We start from the raw sequence: 22554 nt of genomic DNA on the forward strand, positions 1-22554 counted from the left end.
GCTAGAAGAAGATGCAAACGTTTGTGTACAAAGCGAGTAAGTTGGACGATTTTGCCATGTTGAACTGAGCAGAAAAAAAACGGGAGGATTACAATGAGAACAAGAAAGTCTGCTTTATCATTTATTGCTGCTTTACTCATTCTTGCTATTGTCGCTGTTGGTTGTACGCCTAAAGAAGAAACAGGCAACAACGGTGCTACGAACGGCGCAACAAACGGCGCTACAAATGGAGGAGCATCCGAAGCGAAAGTTTTCAGAATGAACATTCACTCTGAGCCTTCGACACTTGACCCGGCACTTATGGAAGACAACGTATCAGGTACACTTGCAACTGGTATCTACGAGGGTCTAACTCGTAAAAACGAGAATGGTGAATCCATTCCTGCAACTGCTGAAAGCTGGGTAAAATCAGAAGACGGCAAAACCTACACATTTAAAATCCGCAAAGACGCAAAATGGAGTAACGGCGACCCTGTTACTGCAAATGACTTCGAATTCTCTTGGAAACGCGCACTTGATCCAGCTGTAGGTTCAACTTACGCGTACCAATTCTACTACATCGTTGGCGCACAAGATTATAACGAAGGCAAAACGACAAACACGGATGCTGTGGGTATCAAAGCTCTTGATGCTCAAACGCTTGAAGTTAAGCTCGTTTCACCTACACCATACTTCTTGAGCCTTACATCATTCTATGTTTACAACCCTGTTCATCCTTCTGTGAAGGACAACGAGGCTTGGGCAGCTGATGCTAAAACAATCATCGGTAACGGTCCTTTTAAAATGAGCGAATGGCAGCACAATACTTCCATTAAGCTTGTTCCTAACGAAAACTACTACGATAAAGCACAAGTGAAATTTGCAGGCGTTGACTTCACAATGATCGCTGAATCTGCAACTGAACTTGCTAACTACGAGACAGGCAAACTTGATTACACTGGTAAACCAACTGGTGAAATCCCAGCTGAGCAAATTCCGGTTCTAAAAGAATCGAAAAAAGACGAGATCGTTACTAAAGGTATCGCAAGCTCGTACTACTACCAATTCAACACAGAAGAAGTTCCTTTCAACAACGTAAAAGTACGTAAAGCACTTGCAATGGCGATTGATCGTCAAGCAATCGTTGAGAGCGTAACAATGGCTGGCGAAGTTCCTTCGTTTGGTTTTGTACCACCAGGCATCATCGGTTTGAAAGAAGATTACCGTAACGAAGTGAAAGATGATTTCTTCACTGAAAATGTTGACGAAGCAAAAACATTGCTTGCTGAAGGTCTAGCTGAGCTTAAGCTTGCTAAGTTCCCTAAAGTAACATTGACGTTCAACACAAGCGACGGCCACAAGAAAATTGCTGAAGCAATCGTTGAAATGTGGCGTCAAAACCTTGGTATCGAAGTTGGTATCGAAAACCAAGAGTTTGCTGTTCTATTGAAAAACCGTACTGCAATGAACTATCAAATCGCTCGCGCAGGTTGGGGAGCTGACTACAACGATCCAATGACTTACTTGGATATGTTCGTAACTGGCGGCGGTCAAAATAATACAGGTTTTGCTTCACCTGAATACGACGCTTTGATCAAAAAAGCGAATGCAAGCGGAGATCAAGCTGAACGTATTGCGGCTATGACTGAGGCAGAAAAAATTCTTATGGAATACATGCCGATTATGCCAATTTACTACTACAGCAACGTTTACATGCTTAAACCTGGATTCAAGAACATCTTCTTGGACTACAAAGGGGACATCGACTACACAAGAGGTTTCTACGAAGCGAAATAGTCGTCCTTCCAGCACCTGAAGCTAGGGATATATGCGGGGTGTCCGCATATATCCCTTTCTTGTTGACAGATTCAGGCTTTATCACTTTTTAGCATTACTTCTTGTTTATATTCTGTAAGGAGGTGTCCATTGCGTTGATAAAATATGTATCCAAGAAGTTTCTGTCCATGTTTGTCTCGTTGTTTGTTCTTGCGTCCGCTACGTTCTTTCTTATGAAAATTATCCCGGGCGATCCCTTCATTAGGGAGAAGGCTATTCCCGAGAAAATAAGGGAGCACCTCTTGCAAATGTACGGCCTTGATCAGCCGGTATGGAAACAATACTTGATGTATTTGAACAATTTGCTTCATGGCGACTTAGGGATGTCAATGAAGCAGCAATATATGTCCGTTACTCGTATTATTAAAGAAAGCTTTATTTACTCTGCGCAAATCGGTCTTTTTGCCGTTATTGTGTCGCTAGCATTAGGTTTGATTCTGGGCATCATTGCGGCTCTTAATCATCGTAAATTTTTGGATAGCTTTACGATTGTTATTGCAGTGCTTGGGGTATCGATTCCCAACTTTTTGGCAGCATCAATTTTACAGTTCGTCCTAGGCAGCAAGCTGCGTTGGCTCAATGTATCGGGACTTAACGATCCTACAGATTTTATTATGCCTGTTCTTGCACTTTCGTTTCTTCCGGCTGCATTTATCGCGCGTCTGACGCGCTCAACAATGCTAGAAGTACTATCCGCTGATTATATTAAGACCGCTCGTGCTAAAGGTCTCAGCGGCCGCATTATCTTGGTTCGTCATGCTCTACGCAATGCTATTTTACCAGTAGTAACTTATATCGGACCGATGACCGCTAACATTATTACCGGTTCTGTCGTTGTCGAACAAATTTTTGGTATAGGTGGAATTGGGAAATATTTTGTACAAAGTATTACTAACCGCGACTATACGCTCATAATGGGGCTTACTTTATTTTATGGAATTATCCTGATGGTTGCGCGGTTCTTGACTGACGTTGCTTATGGCTTTGTCGATCCGCGTATCAAGCTAACAAGAGGAGGCGGAAAAGGATGAAGGATAAGACCTTTACGCCGGATCAATTCGCAAAGCTGAACAAAGATGAGAAGCACACGGAAGTAGTTGTTCGTGAGAGCATCTCAGCATGGAAAGATGCTTGGCTGCGTTTGCGTTCCAACAAAATAGCCATGTTCAGCTTAATAGTTTTGCTTATCGTCTCCCTTACGGCGATTTTTGGCCCGATGATATCGGAGCAGGATTTTCAAACGAATCACTTGAAAGAAAAAAATCTGGGCCCTAACGCTACCTACTGGTTTGGTACAGATGATCTCGGACGGGATCTTTTCACCCGTACTTGGATGGGTGCTGGAATATCTCTGCAGGTTGGTATATATGCTGCATTAGCTGACTTGGTACTCGGAGTTATTATCGGCGGGATTATGGGTTATTTCGGCGGACGTGTCGATGAGATACTGAACCGTTTTTGTGAAATTCTATACTCCATTCCAAGCATGCTTATTATCATTCTTTTGATTGTCATATTAGAGCCAAGCATGTTCACGATCGTGCTTGCGCTTAGTATAACCGGTTGGATCAGTATGGCTTGGATTGTGCGCGGCCAGATCATGCAGCTCAAAAATCAAGAATACGTTATGGCAGCTCAAGCGCTCGGCGCAAGCACTCCACGTATTCTATTCAGACATCTTATTCCTAACGCAATGGGTCCGATTATCGTAACGTTGACGCTTACTGTTCCAAGTGCGATCTTCGCAGAGGCATTCCTCAGCTTCTTGGGACTAGGTGTTCAATCCCCGGCTGCGTCTTTGGGTACGATGATAAATGATGCAATTAAAGCATGGACACTGTATCCGTGGAGAATGATTTTCCCAGCAGCTGTTATAAGCATTACGATGCTTTGCTTTAATATTTTTGGCGATGGTCTGAGAGATGCGCTTGATCCGAAAATGAAGAAGTAGGAGGTGGTCAATGATGGAGAAATTACTTGAAGTAAAAGACCTTCGTGTTAATTTCAAAGTTCGAGGCGGTATCGTTAAAGCGGTTCGCGGTGTGAATTTTCACGTCAACAAAGGCGAGGCAGTAGCCATCGTTGGGGAGTCCGGTTGCGGCAAAAGTGTAACTGCACAATCGCTCATGCGTTTGATTCCATCGCCTCCGGCCGATACTAAAGGATCGATTATGTTTAAAGGCCAAGAAATTTTGAAAATGTCCAATAATCAAATGGAGGACATTCGCGGTAAAGAGATGGGGATGATCTTTCAGGATCCAATGACCTCTCTTAACCCTACGCTGACGATTGGCCGTCAAATTACAGAGGGACTAATCAAGCATCAAGGAATAAGCGGTGCAAAAGCGACTGCACGCGCGATTGAGATGCTTGATCTTGTAGGTATTCCGAACCCTGCTTCACGAGTTAATCAATATCCGCATCAGTTCTCTGGGGGCATGCGTCAACGGGCGATGATTGCTATCGCGCTTGCATGCAATCCATCGCTTCTTATTGCGGATGAGCCAACAACGGCGCTAGACGTTACAATTCAAGCGCAAATTATGCGAGTCATGAAGGACTTGCAGCAAAAGCTTGGCACTTCTATTATTCTTATTACGCATGATTTAGGCGTTGTAGCAGATATGTGTGACCGCGTTATCGTTATGTATGCAGGCAAGGTTGTGGAAACCGGTACGAAATGGGAGATTTTCAAAAACCCTAAGCATCCTTATACAAGAGGTTTGCTGCGCTCCCTTCCTCGTCTTGACCAGAAGAAGGAAGAGCCGTTGGTACCGATTTACGGTATGCCGCCGGATTTGATTAAGCCGCCGACTGGCTGCAGCTTCTGTGCTCGCTGTGATGAAGCCATGCGGGTTTGCGTGGACAATGATCCTGAATTGCTCCCAGTGGACGGCAATGAGAATCATGAGTCGGCATGCTGGCTAGCACATCCTTATGCAAATCGGGAGGTGTCAGTATGAGTGCGCCATTAATTGAAATTAATAATTTGCGTAAATCGTTTAATTTAGGCGGAGGAGCGACGCTCCACGCTGTTAATGATATATCTTTCTCCATCAAAAAAGGAGAAACGGTCGGCGTAGTTGGTGAGTCCGGCTGCGGAAAATCAACAGCTGGTCGTACTATTATGCGGCTGTATGAACCAACTAGCGGCGGTGTTAACTTCGACGGGCAAGATATCTATAAGTTGAAGGGTCCTAAGCTAAAGGAACTTCGCCGTGATATGCAAATGATATTCCAAGATCCTTACGCATCATTAAACCCGCGTATGACGGTTATGGACATCATCGGAGAAGCACTTGATATTCACAAGCTTGTTGCAAGCAAGAAAGAACGCAAGCACAGAGTTGAGAACCTGCTAGATGTCGTAGGTCTTAATCCAGACCACGCTACAAGGTATCCTCATGAATTCTCTGGCGGTCAAAGACAGCGTATTGGTATTGCGCGCGCGCTTGCCGTTGATCCGCGCTTCATCATTGCAGATGAGCCGATCTCAGCGCTCGACGTATCTATCCAAGCGCAAGTTGTTAACTTGATGATGGATCTACAGCGCAAGATGGGTTTAACTTACTTGTTTATCGCGCATGATTTGTCCATGGTTAAGCATATAAGCGATCGTGTAGCCGTTATGTATCTTGGTAAAATCGTTGAGCTTGCAGAGAGCAGCGAGTTGTATGCGAGCCCTGCTCACCCTTATACAAGGGCTCTGCTTTCGGCTATTCCAATTCCAGACCCGGAAATTGAAGCGACTCGTGAGCGTATTGTATTGACTGGCGATTTGCCTAGCCCAATCAATCCGCCTACAGGCTGCCAGTTCCATACGCGTTGTCCGATTGCGACAAACAAATGCAAGGTGGATGAGCCAGCTCTGCTTGAAGTGAGAAAAGGGCATTTTGCTGCTTGTCACTACGCGTCAGTATAATCATTATCAATTCTCTAGCATAAAGCTAGTTGTGAATAAGTTTTTGAAAAAAGATGGGGCAAGGATGATTCCTGCTTCATCTTTTTTTATTTTTAGTAGGTTGTGCACAAAAATGTTGATAACATGTGGACAATTGTGAATAACTCATGCCAAAAATGTGGATAGTTTATCGTTTAAACGTTTTTTCAATAAATAATTTATTATTTTTATACTGATTGTGGATAGAAGTTTACATGATGACTTCAAGGTTCACTATATAAGCTTGAGGAGAGCGGCTTCGCCGTGTGTAAGTGCAAGGAGCAGGATCGTAGAGCGGTTGTACTGGACATTGCGGGGTTAACAGAGGGAAACTCTCCCGTATCATGAAGCAGGCATACAGGGCAGTACAACGCTGTTTAAAGGCTTCTATTCAGAAGAGAGCCTCGAATTTATAGTGACCTTCATTATCCTGATGACCCGTGCGATTAGGAGATGTGTTAATATATGGGTAAGACGAACCGACGTGGAGGGTTAGGATGGATCAAGTGGTAACGATATTGATTATTGTAGTTTTGGTTATTGTTGTATTAAGTGCACTATCAAAATCGAATAGTTCAAACAGCAAAGCTAAATCAGGCGGCAGAGGCAGAGAATATGCTGGCCGTACCAATGCGTTTACACCTTGGCCAAATGCCGAGCTGCCGACTGCACTTGGCGTGCCGTACGGGCACCCTGCGAGAACCGCGGCGGAACGCTTGGAGTCCGCGCTAGGTATCGATTTTGAGAGCCGAGTGAAGGACAGGGTATTAAAGGAATTCCCAAAAATATCAGATAAAGAATGGAATTGGACCTGGTTTGATCTGAAGCGATATTTTCTTATGTGCGGTATCATGCGCAGTGTTCCTATGTATAGCAAGCAGGTTGATGCGGTATGGCATGAAATGCTTATGTTCACGAGGGAGTATGAACAGTTTTGCATGAAATTCTCCGGTGCAATGATTCATCATGCACCTCATGCGCCAGGTGCGCAGCCGCTCCCAGGAGAAAGAGCGATGTTCGACTGGGCTTATGGCGAGCTGTTTGGGCAGGCGCCGGTTAGCGGCAGAATATGGGGAGCCTTTTACCGAACGCAAATGTCGGAGCAACGGCTGGAGGAGCTTGCTAGCTGGAGTACAGAAGAGCTGCGCAAGCAATGGTTTAACGTGAGTACGACAGAGAGACACTCTGATTTGAAAGCTACAGCTAACTACATGATAGACAGAGCCAAATCTCAGCTTTTGGCTGCTGGAAAGGGCAAAGCGCCTTACGGGAAAGAGCCTAGCTCCGCAAGCAGCTATGGGTATGATCCTGTTTTAGGAGCAACCGGCCTATTATCAGGTCTTCTCATTTACAATTCTATATCGCACCCGAATGATTTTGCCCAGCAGATGGATCAAGCTCAAAATGAAGAGGAACGTAAAGCGAATGGAAGCGGTGATACCACTTATGCTTGCAGCGGCTCATCCGACGATGGAAGAGATGACCATTCGTGTGGAAGTGACGGCGGTGATAGCGGATCAGGCGGTAATTCCTCCTGCGGAAGCGGTGGAGACGGCGGCGGATCATCCTGCGGCGGCGGAGGCTGCAGCAGTTAAAAGGAATATACTTACAGTGGCCTGTGGCTCCTAATTTTGGAATCACTGGCCTTTATTTGCGAAAACACAAAACTCAAGATGCAAGGGCTTGTTTACAATGCTATAATATACGGGATTGTGTGAAGACTACTATACAATAACAACAACAAACGGGAGGAATACGGCTCCATGAGCAAAGTAATTATTTGCGACCATCCGTTAATTCAGCATAAGCTGACTTTTATTCGGAATAAAGAAACGAATACAAAAGATTTTCGGGAATTGGTTGATGAAGTTGCAACATTGATGTCTTACGAAATTACGAGAGAAATACCGCTTGATACGATTAAGGTGCAGACGCCTGTAGCCGAGACGGATTCGAAGGTTGTATCCGGAAGAATGCTTGGGCTTGTGCCTATTTTGCGCGCTGGCCTTGGGATGGTTGACGGTATATTGAAGCTGATTCCATCGGCAAAGGTAGGGCATATCGGTCTAGCGAGAGATCATGAAACGCTCCAGCCTAAAGAGTATTACATTAATTTGCCTACAGATGCACCGAATCGTCTGCTTATTGTTATCGATCCGATGCTTGCTACGGGCGGCTCTGCTATCGCAGCGATCAATTCACTGAAAAATCATAATTGCGATCAAATTAAATTAATGTGTCTTATTGCTGCTCCGGAGGGCGTGAAGGCTGTTCAAGAAGCGCATCCTGATGTCGACATTTATATCGCCGCACTTGATGAGCGTCTGGATGAAAGAGGCTACATCATCCCTGGTTTAGGCGATGCTGGAGACCGCATGTTCGGAACAAATTAGCACAGTGTCGTATGAAATGATAATAGGAGTGGAATCTTTTGTCTAAACTGAAGGTAATGACTATTTTTGGAACACGTCCGGAGGCAGTCAAGATGGCGCCGCTCGTACTCGAGCTCCAGAAGCGAGAGGATGAAATCGAATCGATCGTTTGTGTAACTGCGCAGCATCGCCAGATGCTTGATCAGGTACTCGATTTTTTTGAAATTCATCCAAATTACGATTTGAATGTGATGAAGGATCGTCAAACATTAACGGAGACGACTGTTCGCGTGCTGGAAGGGCTTGATCCTGTTCTAACGCAAGCGAAGCCTGATATCGTGCTAGTTCATGGCGATACACAGACAACGTTTCTAGCAAGCTATGCAGCGTTTCTTAAGCAAATAAAAGTTGGCCACGTTGAGGCGGGGCTTCGTACTTGGAATAAGCTTTCTCCGTATCCGGAAGAAATGAATCGGCAGCTTGCCGGCGTGCTCTCAGATGTGCATTTTGCTCCGACAGAATGGTCGGCCAACAATTTACGCAAAGAGAACAAGTCGGATGCTGCCATTTATGTGACTGGGAACACCGCTACTGATGTATTTCAATATACGGTGGATGAGTCTTTCTCGCATCCGGTCATCGACTGGGCAAAAGGGAAACGGATGATTCTCATGACAGCACATCGTCGTGAAGCGTTAGGAGAACCGCATCGCAATATTTTCAGAGCGGTGAAACGAATCGCCGACGAGCACGAAGATGTAGTCGTTGTGTATGCGGTCCATCCGAATCCAGCTGTAAGGGAGCCTGCGAATGAAATTTTGGGCGATCACCCGCGTATTCGCTTAATAGAACCGCTTGATGTATTCGAGTTCCATAATTTTTACCCGCATGCCTTTATGATCATGACGGATTCCGGCGGTTTGCAAGAAGAGGCTCCATCGTTTGGCGTGCCGACTCTTGTGCTTCGCGATACGACAGAGCGTCCAGAGGGCATCGAAGCTGGAACGCTAGAGTTGGTAGGTACAAATGAGGAGCTGGTGTACAGCAGAGCTCATGCACTGCTAACCGATTCTCAGCTGTATTCTCGCATGAGTCAAGCTGCTAACCCATATGGGGATGGCACCGCTTCCGAGCGTATTGTAGATGCGATCTTGCATCATTTTGGCAGACTAAAGGATCGTCCTGTTTCGTTCACAGAACGTTCATAGATTACACAGGAGTGATGAGCTGAGAGGCGAATGTACAGCATACAGTAGTACTGTACGGTTTCCGGGACGCACAACACCTTATGTATCAAGGGTTTTGGTCGATCAATTCACCAAAAGTTTGCAGTGATTTCAATTGACAAACATGTTGTGGCTTGGATAAAATAAATGAGGATTGACAGGGGTATGAACCATGAATAAAAAGGACAGAAGGGACAATCCACTGCTCGCAGCCGGACTAGTCGGCGCACTCGGATTGCAAGTCGCTGTATGTATCTTTTTAGGCTATTGGATCGGCTCTTCTCTCGGGAACCGTTTTGGGGACGCGAAGGGATGGACGCTCGGTGGCATACTGGTCGGTCTGGCTGTCGGACTACTCTCAGCCATTCTGCTTGTTAAGAAGGTTATGGAGGACGCCGATGGATAAAATAATGAAGACAGCATTACGTACGCTTATTTATGCAATGGCGGTATGCCTAATTGTATGGGCTTTCTTGCCGGACTGGCGTACGGTGTCTCTCGGTCTTCTTGTGGGATTGGCAGCAAGTTCCATGAATGCGTTTTTACTAAGACGCAGAGTAGAAATGGTCACCCTAGGAGCAGCGGGGGTTGGGCCACGCAAGAGAGGTCTTGGTCTAGGAAACCGCATCGCAACAGTGTTGCTGGTTGCCATGATCGCCTATCGTTTTCCGGAGGATCTCAGCATGCCGGCCGCGTTAGCTGGCTGTATGGTCATGCCGTTTATTCTTTTGGTAGCAGCATATATTCACAATAAACGACAATCTTAGCGGAAAGGGGTGAAAATTTTAGATGCATGAATTTCCGGTGATGCCACTGGGGCCGTTTAATATTGACATTTCGACCTTGGTAGCACTTGTGGTTTCAGTCATTGTGACGTTCTTGATCGCTAAGCTGGCTGTTCGCAACCTTTCGGTGGACAACCCTTCGAAGATGCAGAACTTTTTGGAATGGGTCGTTGATTTCGTTCAAAACCTTATTTCGAGCACAATGCCTGCAAAACGAGTCAGACCGTTCGTTTCTTTAGGAATGACGCTGATTATGTTCATTTTCATCTCCAACCTGCTCGGTTTGCCTTTCGGTATTGTAACCGAAACTAGTACTGTTAATGAAAATATCGGTGTTACGCAGGAGTTATTGGATGAGAAGCATGGACATGTTGAACTTGCTTGGTGGAAATCGCCAACTGCTGATATTTCAGTAACGGCAGGGTTAGCGCTTATCGTATTCGTAATGGTCCATTTCCTTGGTCTGAAACAGAATAGAAAGCACTACTTGAAGCATTATTTCCATCCTTACCCAGTATTCTTCCCAGTTAACCTTATTGAGACAATCGCTAAGCCAGTAACACTCGCGCTTCGGTTGTTCGCTAACATCTTCGCAGGTGAAGTACTGATTGCAACAATCCTGATGATGGGCTGGATTGGTACGCCGTTCCTGGTTGCATGGCAGGGCTTCAGTCTTTTTGTAGGCGGTATTCAAGCTTTCTTGTTCACGATTCTTACGATGGTATATATTTCACAAGCTGCCATTCACGATGAAGAGGAAGCACATTAATTTTCGCTTTATGCCTTAATTCAACATTGAGGTTGGTTATACAAAAAAACAACAATTTTCGAGGAGGATTTTAAAAATGGAATTATTAGCAGCAGCTTTGGCAGTAGGTTTGGGTGCAGTTGGCGCGGGTGTAGGTAACGGTATGATCGTTAGTAAAACAGTTGAAGGTATCGCTCGTCAACCTGAACTTCAAGGTAAATTGCAAACAACAATGTTCATCGGTGTAGGTATCGTCGAAGTTGTGCCTATCATCGGCGTAGTTATCGGCTTCTTGGCTTTCTTCCAAGCTTAATAACTGAAATTGGCGGGGAAGGCCTTAGCCCTCTTCGCCTTCGTTATGATTAAGACAATATTGTGGTGAGAAAGGAGCGGCATCTATGTCATGGGTTTGGGAATCTACAGTAATCGCAATGGTTGCGTTTGGTGTTTTGTACTGGTTACTCAATAAGTACGCATTTGGCCCATTATTCGAAGTAATGGAGAAGCGCAGACAGCTTGTGCTTGAACAAATGAATACAGCTGAGAACAGTCGTAAAGCGGCTGAGCAGCAAATGGAAGAGCAGAAGGCTGCACTCCAACAAGCTCGCAAAGAAGCTTACGAAATTATTGAACAATCCAGAACAACGAGCTCGAAGCAAGCAGACGAGATCGTTCAAACAGCAAAAACAGAAGCATCCCGTCTGAAAGACGATGCTCTCAAAGATATCGAAAGCGAGAAAAACAAAGCAATTGCAGCGCTTCGTACTGAAGTTGGCGGCATCTCCGTAAAAATCGCATCGAAAATTATTGAGAAGCAAGTGGATGAGAAATCACAAGAACAGCTTGTTGGTCAATATTTGAAAGAAGTTGGAAATAAATGAGCCGCGATGCAGTCGTAGCGAAGCGCTACGCTAAAGCACTGTTCGAGGTTGCACAGCAGCAAAAGGTTGTTTCAGAGGTTCAGGAGCAGCTTAAGCTGATCGTGCAAGCTCTTGAGCAGGACGCTGACATTGAAAAGTTCCTGTCTGTTCCAAGTATTGCTCCAGAACAAAAGATTGCCGTTCTAAAAGCAGCATTCGGTGATCGAGTATCTTCACTGGTATTCAACACTGTACAGATTCTTATTACTCGCAGACGCCAAGATATTATTGCTGAGGTTTATGCAGCATATACGAAGGTTGCGGGAGATTCGCTCGGTCAAGCACATGCTACGGTTTATTCCGCACAAGCTTTGTCTGATGCTGAGCTTGCTAACGTAGCGGCGCAGTTCGGACAATTGACTGGCAAAGCTATTATTGCTGAGCAAATAGTAGAACCTTCATTGCTTGGTGGCGTACAAGTACGCATCGGCGACCGTCTTTATGATGGAAGCTTGTCCGGCAAGTTGGAACGTTTACAAAAATCGTTTAAAATCTAATGCACTGTAGATAGGGGTGAACGAATTGAGTATCAGACCTGATGAAATCAGCACGCTGATTAAACAACAGATCGAAAATTTTAAATCCGAAATTCAAGTCGTAGACGTCGGCACCGTAATCAATGTCGGTGACGGTATCGCCCGCGTACACGGTTTGGAAAATGCGATGCAGGGTGAATTGCTCGAATTCTCAAACGGTGTAGTCGGTATGGCTTTGAACCTCGAAGAAAGCAACGTCGGTGTCGTTATCCTTGGACCATACACGGATATTCGCGAAGGCGATCAAGTTAAACGTACAGGCCGTATCATGGAAGTACCTGTCGGCGAAGAGCTTCTTGGCCGCGTAGTAAATCCACTTGGACAGCCACTAGATGGTAAAGGTCCAATCAACACGACTCAATTCCGTGCGATTGAATCTCCAGCACCAGGCGTAATTGACCGTAAATCGGTTCATGAGCCTATGCAAACAGGTATGAAAGCTATCGACGCAATGGTACCAGTAGGCCGCGGACAACGTGAGCTTATCATCGGTGACCGTCAAACGGGTAAAACATCCATTGCAATCGATGCAATCATCAACCAAAAAGGCAACGGCGTAAAATGTATTTACGTTGCTGTTGGTCAAAAACAATCCACTGTTGCAAACGTTGTGGAAACACTTCGTCGCCACGGTGCTCTTGAATACACGATCGTAGTAACTGCTGGTGCATCTGAGCCGGCTCCATTGCTCTTCCTAGCTCCTTATGCTGGTTGTACAATGGGTGAGTACTTCATGTACAAAGGCGAGCACGTTCTTGTTATCTACGATGATCTATCGAAGCAAGCTGCTGCTTACCGTGAGCTTTCCCTATTGCTTCGTCGTCCACCGGGTCGTGAAGCATACCCAGGTGATGTATTCTACCTTCACTCCCGTTTGCTAGAGCGTGCGGCTAAACTAAGCGACGCTAGAGGCGGCGGCTCAATGACGGCATTGCCATTCATTGAGACACAAGCATCAGACGTATCGGCATACATTCCTACGAATGTAATCTCCATTACAGACGGTCAAATCTTCCTAGAAGCAGATCTGTTCTACTCCGGTCAGCGTCCAGCGGTTAACGTTGGTATCTCTGTATCCCGTGTAGGTGGTTCCGCTCAAATCAAAGCAATGAAAAAGGTTGCTGGTACGCTTCGTCTGGATCTTGCGGCTTACCGTGAGCTTCAAGCGTTCTCGCAGTTCGGTTCCGACCTTGACAAATCGACGCTAGCTCGCCTTAACCGCGGTGCGCGCACGATGGAAATTCTTAAACAAGACGTTAACAAGCCGATGCCTGTTGAGAAGCAAGTTATCTCAATCTTCTCTGCTGTTAAAGGTCATTTGGATGAGATTCCAGTTGGCGATATCCTTCGCTTTGAGGAAGAGTTCCACGCGTACCTCGATTCGAACAGCCCTGAAATTGGCCAATCGATCCGCGATACTAAGGATCTTGTTGCTGACAACGAGAAAGCTCTCGTTGAAGCTATCAATAAATTTAAGAAAAGCTTCTCTGTATCGGCATAATTAAGCATATACGGGTGAAACTTATACCTTCTTATAATCCAATATAAATCGAAGCCCGTTCTTTATGTTCGGGCCTAGATAACTTTCTCCACCAACACCAGGCTTTGGAGCAGGTCCAAAGCAACAAAGGCGGGTGAAACCAAATGGCAAAAGGTATGCGCGATATTAAACGCGAAATCAAGAGTAAACAAAATACGAAGCAGATTACGAAAGCAATGGAGATGGTTGCCGCTTCCCGCCTAAGAAAGGCACAAGAAGCAGCGCAAGCATCACGCCCATATGCTGAGAAGCTGAAGGAAGTTGTAGCAAGCATCGCAGCTGGCACTAAAGATGTGAAGCATCCGATGCTAGAGAAGCGTCCAGTGAAAAAAACGGGTTATCTCGTTATTACATCGGACCGTGGACTAGCGGGCGGCTACAATGCGAATATTCTTCGTAAAGTAACGCAAACGATTCGAGAGAATCATAAGTCGACGGATGAATATGTATTGTTCGTTATCGGACGGAAAGGTCGCGACTATTTCCGCCGCCGCAATATGACAATCGTTGAGGAAGTTATCGGCTTGCCGGATGCTCCTACATTCGCAGACATTAAATCGGTTGCTTATTCAGCCGTTAATATGTTCTCAGAAGGCGCTTATGATGAGTTGTACTTGTACTATAACGAATTTGTTAATGCGATTACTCAAGTGCCGACAGACGTACGTTTACTGCCTCTTGCAGAAGTAGGCGGGAACACGGCTGTCACATCGTATGAATACGAGCCATCACCGGAGGGCGTGCTTGAAGTGCTGCTGCCTAAATATGCGGAAACGCTTATTTACAGCGCAGTTCTAGACGGAAAAGCAAGTGAGTTCGGGGCACGTATGACTGCCATGGGAAGCGCCACGAAAAACGCGACGAAAATCATCAACCAATTGACGCTCACTTACAATAGGGCGCGTCAAGCAGCGATTACACAAGAAATTTCCGAGATCGTTGCTGGGGCAAATGCTCAATCTTAATATATACACTGCAAGGGCCAGGCGCTTGCGATAAGCTGACCGGCGTGCAGTTACAAGAAGGAACCAGGAGGGAAAACCATGAAAAAAGGACATGTTGTATCCGTCATGGGTCCGGTCGTAGACTTAGAGTTCGAACGCGGCAATTTGCCGGAAATTTTGAACGCTGTCAAAATCGAGCAAAAGGGCGAAGCAGGCGGCATTGATATTAACTTGACGCTTGAAGTAGCCGTTCACCTCGGTGACAATAAGGTACGTGCCGTAGCTATGAGTACGACAGACGGTCTTGTACGCGGTATGATTGCCGTAGATACAGGCGCACCTATTACTATTCCGGTTGGTGCTTCTACGCTTGGTCGCGTATTTAACGTGCTAGGCCAACCAATTGACGAAGCTGGCGATGCTTCATCGGTAGTTAACCTTCCGATTCACCGCGCAGCACCTGCTTTCGACGAATTGTCCACGCAAGCGGAAATTCTTGAAACAGGAATTAAAGTAATCGATCTTCTCGCTCCATACGCAAAAGGCGGTAAAATCGGCCTCTTCGGCGGCGCGGGTGTAGGTAAAACGGTTACGATTCAAGAGCTTATCAACAACATCGCACAAGAGCACGGCGGTATCTCCGTATTTGCGGGTGTTGGTGAGCGTACTCGTGAAGGTAATGACCTTTACCACGAGATGAAAGATTCCGGCGTACTAAGCAAAACAGCGATGGTATTCGGCCAAATGAATGAGCCGCCAGGCGCACGTCAACGCGTAGCCTTGACTGGTCTGACAATGGCTGAGTATTTCCGTGACGAAGAAGGAAAAGACGTACTATTGTTCGTCGATAACATCTTCCGTTTCACACAAGCAGGCTCCGAGGTTTCGGCCCTTCTAGGCCGTATGCCTTCCGCGGTAGGTTACCAGCCAACATTGGCAACTGAAATGGGTCAATTGCAAGAGCGTATTACGTCTACGAAAAAAGGTTCGGTTACTTCGATCCAAGCGATCTATGTACCTGCCGATGACTATACGGATCCAGCTCCAGCAACGACGTTTGCCCACTTGGATGCTACAACGAACTTGGAGCGTAAAATTTCCGAGATGGGTATCTTCCCAGCGGTTGATCCACTCGCGTCATCTTCACGTATCCTAAGCCCATCTGTATTGGGTGCAGAGCACTATAACGTAGCTCAAGGCGTTAAGAAAATTCTTCAGCGCTACAAAGAGCTTCAAGATATTATCGCAATCCTTGGTATGGATGAGCTAAGTGAAGAAGATAAATTGACCGTGTCTCGCGCACGTAAAATTCAACTATTCCTTTCTCAACCGTTCCACGTTGCTGAGCCGTTTACAGGAACTAAAGGTAAATATGTACCTGTAAAAGAATCGGTTCGCAGCTTTAAAGAAATTCTCGAGGGCAAACATGACGACCTTCCGGAAGAAGCTTTCCGATATGTTGGTGTGATTGAAGAAGCCGTGGAGAAAGCCAAAACGCTTTAATAGCGAAAGGCGGGAGGAATCCACATGAGTTCTTTTTTAGTAGAGATTGTAACACCTGAGCGTAAAGTATACGCAGAGACTGCGAATATGGTTAGTGTAACAGGCGTTGAAGGTGAGCTTGGCATATTGCCAAATCACATTCCACTTGTCACACCGCTTCGTATTGCACCTGTCGTTATCAAACGCGGTAATCAAGTAGATGTAGTAGCAGTTAATGGAGGCTTCATCGAAGTACGCAAGGATAAGATCGTTATCCTTGCTGAGAGCGCTGAGCTTGCAACTGATATTAACGTTGAACGTGCAGAAGCCGCTAAACAGCGTGCTCAGCAGCGTCTTGCTGCGAAGCAAGACCAAGTTGATTTCCGCCGTGCAGAGCTTGCTCTGCAGCGTGCGATGAATCGTCTGCATATTAAACACAAATAAGCAACAACCACCAAAGCACTGTCAGCGCCTTAAAGGCGCTGGCGGTGCTTTTTTTATAGGAAAAGAGAGGTTAGATGTAAAGATAGCTAATATGTAACATATTATAGTGTAGATGAAAGTCAGTGCTGAATTCCAATGTCAGGTTGATTCGAATATTCGTGTTTCACCCCCTATTCGGTGTTATGTATTCTGAAATATGCGTATTTTCGACAAAAAAACTAATTATTTGTATATAATTCCCTCTAATATATGTTAATATAGTTAACATCATAGACAATGAGAATAGCGGGGGGAGAATCATATGTTTGACTGGCTAGGTATGAAAGTAGGGTTTCCGCTCTGGGTTTCATGGCAATTGAATAAAGATATGAAAACAGATGTCGAGCAAAGCTTTGAGGGGATTGCGGAGACACGTAAGGAATTGCTAACTGCATGGGCAATGGAGTATTGGAATTACATCGATCAATTGGGTGGCCAACTGACAGAACTCCTCGCTCAAAACAAAGATTTTACTACTTCTACTGAACAGTCGCAAATAGAACGATTATTTGAAAGAACATATGCTCGAGCGATCGATATAACCGAGCTGTTTTTACTCGATGTGAAGCAAACCGTTATCAGCTCCACACACATTCCGCATATTGGGACAATCTATCAAGAAGATAGCAGCTTGCAGCTTGGACTGAGCTACACTAAGCAGTTGAGCAGCCCTCGTCGATGCTTGTTTGGGCCTTATAGTGATTCTCTCACCTTAAAGCTAGGAGCACGTTCTTCCTCTTTTCATGACAAAATGACTCTATTATTTATGCTTCCAATTACGGTAAATGGCAGCTTTGCAGGGACGTTATGCGCGCGTGTGCCGAATGATGTACTAGGAGATTTAATTCAGCGAGAATCGGGCCACGTCTATCCTGATTCGGGTGATAATTATATCTTTATGGCGAAGGCAGGCTTAAATACTCATATAGCGCCAGGGACGGCTCTATCTCGAAGCAGGTTCGAGGACCGAACATTCACACATGGTGAAAATCTCAAGGATGGCGTAACAACTGATTGGGGCAAAGTTTCGATCAAGGAGCATACAGAGCTTGAAATTGTCTTTAATGATCCGGCAACTGGGCAGCTTCATCCTGGGGTTGCGAATACCATTGTAAACGACAGCAATCTATTCGTTGAATATCCAGGTTATTCGGATTATAGGCATATATCGGTTATTGGTAAGGGAGTGACCTTTCAGCTGCCGCATTGTCCGGACAAATGGGGGATGATGTGCGAGGGAGATTTGGAGGAAGTATATCGCATTCGCAGTATAGGATGGAGACAACGCAAGCTGCAGCTTATATCGATTACGAGTGTTAGTATTTTGTCCGCATTGCTTATGTTTTTTATTGCCGTTCATGCTCCGGTTTGGGTGACTGCAACAGCGGCAGGTTTATTCAATCTTGTATTTGGATTGTTATTCATTGCTGCCTTTCAAAATAGGGAGTCGAAGCGTGTCGTATCGCATCTGCGCCAAATTAATCGTTTTATTCGCATCAATGCAGAAGGAAAGGGCGATCTGACCCAGCGCTTGCAGCTTAATCGTTTTGATAATGATGAATCGAAAGAATTAGCCAAATGGATTAACAATATGATAGATTCCTTGGAAGGCATAATGCTGCAGGTTAAGCTTGCTTCCTCTGATGTTCTATCCAGTCAATATGTACTGAACGAATCAGCAGCTGTCACTTCAGCTTCAACGGAACGAGTTAGCGGGAAAGTGTCCGATATGATTGGAAGCATCCGATTGCAATTGAAGGATATTGATATGGCGAAGGATGCTGCAGGCGATATGCAGGCAACGCTGAAACAGATCGAAGAGCAGGCAGCAGGGCAGATTGAGGTAGCCAAAGCCGAGGTTGATCGCATCGGGGAGAAGATGCTTCACATCTCTGCCAAGGTAGGAGAAACCAACGGTACCATTCATAAATTTATGGATACGGTGCAAGAAATACAAGGGGTCTTGCATGTTATTGAAGAAATATCTGCACAGACGAATTTATTAGCGCTTAATGCATCGATCGAGGCAGCGAGGGTTGGTGAGCAAGGCAGAGGTTTTGCCGTTGTGGCGTCGGAAATCCGCAAGCTTGCCGATCTGACCAAAAAGTCGACCGAGGAAGTGCATGAAATTACTCGTCACATTTATGATGAAGCGAAACAAGCGTACGCCTCTATGGATGAAGGCACTCGCGTGGTTGAAGAGGGCAATCAGCTTGTAGCAGCCGCTGCCAGTACTCTTGCTTCAGCACATGCCGAGGATCATCGCAAGACACAGGTCGTTGATGAGGTCGTGCAGCTAATGGAGAAAATCGCACTGGTAAGCAGAGAAAATCGGAGGATTTCTTCCGATGTAGAGAGCAAAGTACAAGAGCTCATAGGCGAAATGACGAATGTGAGACAAACGTCTCAGAGCGTGGAGTCTATAACGACGCTGCTTCAACAGCTTGTTGGCCAGTTTAAGCTGACAGAATCACGAATAAGATAAGTGAACGAGATAGGGTTGCAGAAGTCCGTGTAAAACGGAGCTGCGGCTCTTTTTTTATGCGATGCATTCTTTAATCAACTAAGACACAATACATAATAATGCCATGGAAGAGTTATCCTAAGCATCAATCCAATTGAGCAACAGAAAGGAGATGGGTAAATGTTCCGAACCTATAAGCAGGGCAATGGCAGCGCTGGTCAAAAGGCTGATAAGCGTATAACCAAAGCAGAGATGCATGAAAAGGAGCAGCTTCAGCCTTTTGCGGAGAAGGCCCTTTTCACTTCTCTGGAGCAAAATATGGAGACCATGAAGCGTGAGCTGGGCGAGAGCCAGGATATTATTTATCGGGAGCTGCAGTTAACGGATAGAGGTCACACGAAAGCGCTAATTGTTTATGTACAAGGGATGATTGATGATGAACGCTTTGACCATTTTGTCATTCAACCCATGCATGTGGGCAAATATCCAGAGGATATTGATTTAGAGCCTGTTGAGCTGCTTGCGTTTATGAAAAACAATTTGCTCTCAACGGGTATTGTTAATGATTTATATGATTGGAAGCTACTTTTTCAAAAATTGTTTATGGGTTATTGCGTCATCATGATAGAAGGTGCAAGCCAGGCGATAGCAACCAATGTAGTTGGGGGAGCAAGAAGGAATGTAGAAGAGCCGAAAACCGAGATGGCCATTCGTGGTCCTAGGGAAGGGTTTACGGAGTCGATTAGAACAAATACATCGCTGATTCGCAGGAAGATACGAAGCCCGAAGCTGTGGATGGAGCAATGGACGATCGGAGAAATTTCACAAACTCCCGTATGCATTATGTATGTCAAAGATTTGGCGGATGAGAATGTGCTTACGGATTTAAGAGAACGCCTGGAAGAAATACAAATTGACGGCATACTTGAATCCGGTTATATCGAGGAATTAATTACGGATCAGAAGTGGTCGCCGTTTCCTACCATCATGAGTGTAGAGCGGCCGGATGCTATCGCAGGCAATTTGCTTGAGGGCCGAATAGCGATTTTTGTTGATGGGACGCCATTTGTTCTCATAGTGCCTACGATTTTAAATATGTTTTTTCAGGCTTCAGAAGATTATTATCAGCGGTTTGATATCGCGACGTTTCTGCGGATGCTTCGTTTTGTTTCCTTTTTAATCGCACTGCTTATGCCGTCGATATATGTCGCAATCGTTGGATATCATCAGGAAATGATACCGACTCAGCTGCTGCTAAAGCTTGCAGCACAGCGGGAGGGTGTGCCTTTTCCCGCCTATTTGGAAGCTTTTATTATGGAATTTGTATTTGAAATATTGCGGGAAGCCGTTGTCCGAATGCCTAGTGCTGCGGGTAACACGATATCGATCGTTGGAGGTCTCGTTATCGGACAGTCGGTCGTAGAGGCAGGAATCGTCTCGCCAGCCGTCGTTATCGTCGTTTCCTTCACAGCGATTGCCAGCTTCGTATCTCCTAACTACAGTCTTGGAATTGCGGCTAGGCTCCTGCGCTTTCTGCTGCTTCTAGCAGCGTCGACACTCGGTTTTTATGGAATTGGATTAGTGGTGCTGCTGCTTCTGCTGCATTTGAGCAATTTAAGATCGTTTGGCATGCCCTATATCAAACCATTCGCCCCGATGTATTTAAAGGATATGAAGGATACGCTGGTTAGGGCGCCACTTTGGATGATGCGGGAACGGCCAGTGAAGCTTGCTTCGAGTAATAGAGTTAGACAAGACATTGAAACGGAGCATAGGAAGGAGCCGCAGCAATGAGCCATGGCAGCGTCAATGCAAGGAAACGGATATTTTCATTCAGGAAAATAGGACGGAAGCTCATTCTTGTATGGACAGCATGTATGCTGGCACTATTGAACGGCTGTTGGGATTTACGCTATTTGGACAAGCTCGGTGTTGTATACGCCATAGGAGTGGATGATGATCCAACTGGAAAAAATAAGCTTCAATTGACCGTTCAGGTCGTATTGCCCCAAAACGTTGCAGCGGAGACTAAAGGGGCCATTGGCGGCACCGCGGTGACAACGTTTACGGAAAAAGGGGACACATTGTTTGAGGCGATTCGAAAAATGTCGACTAAAACATCTAGACGGCTTTTTTTCTCCCACACACAAATGCTGATCGTCAGCGAGAGTATGGCTAGAAAAGGCATCTATCCCTTAGTTGATTTAATTGAGAGAAATCCAGATATACGGACTGATATTTCAGTGCTTATTACACGGGGGACGAGGGCGGAGAATTTGCTACGGTTAACGACGCAAACAGAATCAATTCCTGTGAATCAGCTTCGGGAAATGATTGAAGTGAATCAGTCTGCGTATGCGTCGAACTATGTCGTGTTAGTCAAAGATTTAACGAGACTATTGGGAAGAGGGAAGCAGCAGGCTGTATTGCCCTCTGTTCTGATAGAAGGGAATAAGGAGCAGGGCCATTCGAATGATAATTTAAACACCATACCTGCTAAAGCGATTCCGGTATTGTCGACGATGGCTGTTTTTCGCGATGGCAAGCTTGTTGGCTATTTGAAGTCCAAGGATTCAAGAGGTCTATCTTGGCTTCAAAATAAAGTGGAGAGCACTGTCGTAAAGCTTGGATGCCCGGAGTCAGAAGGGGAGCTCATTGTTGAGGTACAGGATACGGCGACCGTGTATAAGGTTAAACAAGATCCGGATGGTCATCCAATTATACAGGTCCATATTAGTATAGGGGGTGGAATTCAAGAAATCATGTGCCACGGCGTCAACATCACGGAGGAAAGTGTACTGATCAAGATCGGCAAAATGACAGATAAAGCGATCGAGGAAGAGGTAGCGGGCACAATCAATAGCGTACAGAAGAAATTCCACACGGATGTATTAGGGTGGGGAAAAGAGGTTTATTTTCAAGAACCTAATATTTGGAGGGAAATCGAAACGGACTGGGAAGATATTTTCCCTCAAGTGAAAAGCGAAGTCATCTGTACGACTCAAATAACAGGCTCAGGTGTACGAGGCGAATCTATATCGAAATGAGTGAATAGTATGATGGCTCTCATTGTCCTCTTCTTATTTTCCGTTACGGTTGGAACGGCAATATGGAGAAGGAACAGCAAAAAAAACCGTCATCGCGAGGGGGGCTGGGCTTTGGTTATTTTGGTCATAGGGGTGGGGATTATGATGGCAAAGCTAATGCATCTACCGATACCCAATCCAGCAGATTGGCTTACGGCTATTTTCTCGCCTGTATATAAACCCATATTAAAGTGGATTGAAGAGGGGACATAG

The 22554-nt window shown here is 45.5% G+C and carries 22 protein-coding genes; all 22 read left to right on the forward strand.

The window, feature by feature from the left end; all coding sequences use genetic code 11:
- The first annotated feature begins 93 nt into the window (after positions 1 to 93).
- A complete protein-coding gene (locus tag AB4Z45_RS14980) occupies positions 94 to 1776 on the forward strand; it encodes a peptide ABC transporter substrate-binding protein (RefSeq protein ID WP_441910166.1) in 1683 nt (560 codons plus the stop codon).
- 134 nt (positions 1777 to 1910) lie between these two features.
- Entirely contained in the window at positions 1911 to 2846 is a 936-nt protein-coding gene (locus AB4Z45_RS14985) for an ABC transporter permease (RefSeq protein ID WP_054025472.1), read from the forward strand.
- On the forward strand, positions 2843 to 3766 hold the full coding sequence (locus AB4Z45_RS14990; RefSeq protein ID WP_441910167.1) for an ABC transporter permease: 924 nt from the start codon (positions 2843 to 2845) through the stop codon (positions 3764 to 3766). Before AB4Z45_RS14985 ends, AB4Z45_RS14990 begins: the two co-directional genes overlap by 4 nt.
- A 13-nt stretch (positions 3767 to 3779) precedes the next feature.
- The gene (locus AB4Z45_RS14995) at positions 3780 to 4778 is read left to right on the forward strand and encodes an ABC transporter ATP-binding protein (RefSeq protein WP_339209780.1); all 999 of its coding nucleotides are present in this window, start codon (positions 3780 to 3782) and stop codon (positions 4776 to 4778) included.
- Positions 4775 to 5737, forward strand: a complete 963-nt coding sequence (locus AB4Z45_RS15000) for an ABC transporter ATP-binding protein (RefSeq protein WP_076266262.1) — start codon at positions 4775 to 4777, stop codon at positions 5735 to 5737. The genes AB4Z45_RS14995 and AB4Z45_RS15000 overlap by 4 nt, the downstream gene beginning before the upstream one ends.
- Positions 5738 to 6252: 515 nt before the next feature.
- The gene (locus AB4Z45_RS15005) at positions 6253 to 7350 is read left to right on the forward strand and encodes a hypothetical protein (protein ID WP_441910168.1); all 1098 of its coding nucleotides are present in this window, start codon (positions 6253 to 6255) and stop codon (positions 7348 to 7350) included.
- 168 nt (positions 7351 to 7518) lie between these two features.
- Complete coding sequence (upp, locus tag AB4Z45_RS15010) at positions 7519 to 8148, forward strand: uracil phosphoribosyltransferase (RefSeq protein WP_076266260.1); 630 nt, start codon at positions 7519 to 7521, stop codon at positions 8146 to 8148.
- A 38-nt stretch (positions 8149 to 8186) separates the two neighbouring features.
- Positions 8187 to 9335 carry a non-hydrolyzing UDP-N-acetylglucosamine 2-epimerase gene (wecB, locus tag AB4Z45_RS15015; protein ID WP_441910169.1) on the forward strand — a complete coding sequence of 383 codons (1149 nt, stop codon included), beginning with the start codon at positions 8187 to 8189 and terminating at the stop codon, positions 9333 to 9335.
- Between the two features lie 190 nt (positions 9336 to 9525).
- Positions 9526 to 9759 carry an AtpZ/AtpI family protein gene (locus AB4Z45_RS15020; RefSeq protein WP_076266259.1) on the forward strand — a complete coding sequence of 78 codons (234 nt, stop codon included), beginning with the start codon at positions 9526 to 9528 and terminating at the stop codon, positions 9757 to 9759.
- Positions 9752 to 10120 (forward strand): ATP synthase subunit I, encoded by a 369-nt coding sequence (locus tag AB4Z45_RS15025; RefSeq protein WP_076266258.1) that lies wholly within the window; start codon positions 9752 to 9754, stop codon positions 10118 to 10120. Before AB4Z45_RS15020 ends, AB4Z45_RS15025 begins: the two co-directional genes overlap by 8 nt.
- 22 nt (positions 10121 to 10142) lie before the next feature.
- Positions 10143 to 10907, forward strand: a complete 765-nt coding sequence (gene atpB / locus AB4Z45_RS15030) for a F0F1 ATP synthase subunit A (RefSeq protein WP_441910170.1) — start codon at positions 10143 to 10145, stop codon at positions 10905 to 10907.
- 76 nt (positions 10908 to 10983) lie between these two features.
- Positions 10984 to 11199, forward strand: coding sequence for a F0F1 ATP synthase subunit C (gene atpE, locus AB4Z45_RS15035; protein WP_053373757.1), 216 nt, complete (start codon positions 10984 to 10986; stop codon positions 11197 to 11199).
- Positions 11200 to 11284: 85 nt separating this feature from the next.
- Positions 11285 to 11767, forward strand: coding sequence for a F0F1 ATP synthase subunit B (atpF, locus tag AB4Z45_RS15040; protein ID WP_339205409.1), 483 nt, complete (start codon positions 11285 to 11287; stop codon positions 11765 to 11767).
- Positions 11764 to 12303, forward strand: a complete 540-nt coding sequence (locus AB4Z45_RS15045; protein ID WP_339205408.1) for a F0F1 ATP synthase subunit delta — start codon at positions 11764 to 11766, stop codon at positions 12301 to 12303. Before atpF ends, AB4Z45_RS15045 begins: the two co-directional genes overlap by 4 nt.
- A 25-nt stretch (positions 12304 to 12328) precedes the next feature.
- Positions 12329 to 13843, forward strand: coding sequence for a F0F1 ATP synthase subunit alpha (atpA, locus tag AB4Z45_RS15050; RefSeq protein WP_076266254.1), 1515 nt, complete (start codon positions 12329 to 12331; stop codon positions 13841 to 13843).
- Positions 13844 to 13986: 143 nt separating this feature from the next.
- Positions 13987 to 14847, forward strand: coding sequence for an ATP synthase F1 subunit gamma (atpG, locus tag AB4Z45_RS15055; RefSeq protein WP_054025458.1), 861 nt, complete (start codon positions 13987 to 13989; stop codon positions 14845 to 14847).
- A 78-nt stretch (positions 14848 to 14925) separates the two neighbouring features.
- Complete coding sequence (gene atpD / locus AB4Z45_RS15060) at positions 14926 to 16329, forward strand: F0F1 ATP synthase subunit beta (protein WP_076266252.1); 1404 nt, start codon at positions 14926 to 14928, stop codon at positions 16327 to 16329.
- Positions 16330 to 16353: 24 nt separating this feature from the next.
- Positions 16354 to 16752 (forward strand): F0F1 ATP synthase subunit epsilon, encoded by a 399-nt coding sequence (locus AB4Z45_RS15065; protein WP_076266251.1) that lies wholly within the window; start codon positions 16354 to 16356, stop codon positions 16750 to 16752.
- Positions 16753 to 17053: 301 nt separating this feature from the next.
- The gene (locus tag AB4Z45_RS15070) at positions 17054 to 19276 is read left to right on the forward strand and encodes a methyl-accepting chemotaxis protein (protein WP_441910172.1); all 2223 of its coding nucleotides are present in this window, start codon (positions 17054 to 17056) and stop codon (positions 19274 to 19276) included.
- Positions 19277 to 19435: 159 nt separating this feature from the next.
- Entirely contained in the window at positions 19436 to 21049 is a 1614-nt protein-coding gene (locus tag AB4Z45_RS15075) for a spore germination protein (RefSeq protein WP_441910174.1), read from the forward strand.
- The gene (locus AB4Z45_RS15080) at positions 21046 to 22302 is read left to right on the forward strand and encodes a Ger(x)C family spore germination protein (RefSeq protein WP_441910175.1); all 1257 of its coding nucleotides are present in this window, start codon (positions 21046 to 21048) and stop codon (positions 22300 to 22302) included. Before AB4Z45_RS15075 ends, AB4Z45_RS15080 begins: the two co-directional genes overlap by 4 nt.
- Before the next feature lie 9 nt (positions 22303 to 22311).
- A complete protein-coding gene (locus AB4Z45_RS15085) occupies positions 22312 to 22554 on the forward strand; it encodes a hypothetical protein (protein WP_441910176.1) in 243 nt (80 codons plus the stop codon).

The sequence above is a fragment of the Paenibacillus sp. MCAF9 genome (assembly GCF_052114265.1).
Taxonomy (GTDB): domain Bacteria; phylum Bacillota; class Bacilli; order Paenibacillales; family Paenibacillaceae; genus Pristimantibacillus.

Bases quoted from the DNA above. Each gene is read 5' to 3' on its own strand.
- AB4Z45_RS15025 (WP_076266258.1), top strand. From the start codon at position 9,752: ATGGATAAAATAATGAAGACAGCATTACGTACGCTTATTTATGCAATG.
- AB4Z45_RS14995 (WP_339209780.1), top strand. From the start codon at position 3,780: ATGGAGAAATTACTTGAAGTAAAAGACCTTCGTGTTAATTTCAAAGTT.
- AB4Z45_RS15080 (WP_441910175.1), top strand. From the start codon at position 21,046: ATGAGCCATGGCAGCGTCAATGCAAGGAAACGGATATTTTCATTCAGG.
- atpE (WP_053373757.1), top strand. From the start codon at position 10,984: ATGGAATTATTAGCAGCAGCTTTGGCAGTAGGTTTGGGTGCAGTTGGC.
- AB4Z45_RS15070 (WP_441910172.1), top strand. From the start codon at position 17,054: ATGTTTGACTGGCTAGGTATGAAAGTAGGGTTTCCGCTCTGGGTTTCA.
- AB4Z45_RS15065 (WP_076266251.1), top strand. From the start codon at position 16,354: ATGAGTTCTTTTTTAGTAGAGATTGTAACACCTGAGCGTAAAGTATAC.
- upp (WP_076266260.1), top strand. From the start codon at position 7,519: ATGAGCAAAGTAATTATTTGCGACCATCCGTTAATTCAGCATAAGCTG.
- AB4Z45_RS15005 (WP_441910168.1), top strand. From the start codon at position 6,253: ATGGATCAAGTGGTAACGATATTGATTATTGTAGTTTTGGTTATTGTT.
- atpB (WP_441910170.1), top strand. From the start codon at position 10,143: ATGCATGAATTTCCGGTGATGCCACTGGGGCCGTTTAATATTGACATT.
- AB4Z45_RS14980 (WP_441910166.1), top strand. From the start codon at position 94: ATGAGAACAAGAAAGTCTGCTTTATCATTTATTGCTGCTTTACTCATT.
- AB4Z45_RS15085 (WP_441910176.1), top strand. From the start codon at position 22,312: ATGATGGCTCTCATTGTCCTCTTCTTATTTTCCGTTACGGTTGGAACG.
- atpG (WP_054025458.1), top strand. From the start codon at position 13,987: ATGGCAAAAGGTATGCGCGATATTAAACGCGAAATCAAGAGTAAACAA.
- AB4Z45_RS15075 (WP_441910174.1), top strand. From the start codon at position 19,436: ATGTTCCGAACCTATAAGCAGGGCAATGGCAGCGCTGGTCAAAAGGCT.
- AB4Z45_RS15045 (WP_339205408.1), top strand. From the start codon at position 11,764: ATGAGCCGCGATGCAGTCGTAGCGAAGCGCTACGCTAAAGCACTGTTC.
- atpD (WP_076266252.1), top strand. From the start codon at position 14,926: ATGAAAAAAGGACATGTTGTATCCGTCATGGGTCCGGTCGTAGACTTA.
- AB4Z45_RS15000 (WP_076266262.1), top strand. From the start codon at position 4,775: ATGAGTGCGCCATTAATTGAAATTAATAATTTGCGTAAATCGTTTAAT.
- AB4Z45_RS15020 (WP_076266259.1), top strand. From the start codon at position 9,526: ATGAATAAAAAGGACAGAAGGGACAATCCACTGCTCGCAGCCGGACTA.
- AB4Z45_RS14990 (WP_441910167.1), top strand. From the start codon at position 2,843: ATGAAGGATAAGACCTTTACGCCGGATCAATTCGCAAAGCTGAACAAA.
- atpF (WP_339205409.1), top strand. From the start codon at position 11,285: ATGTCATGGGTTTGGGAATCTACAGTAATCGCAATGGTTGCGTTTGGT.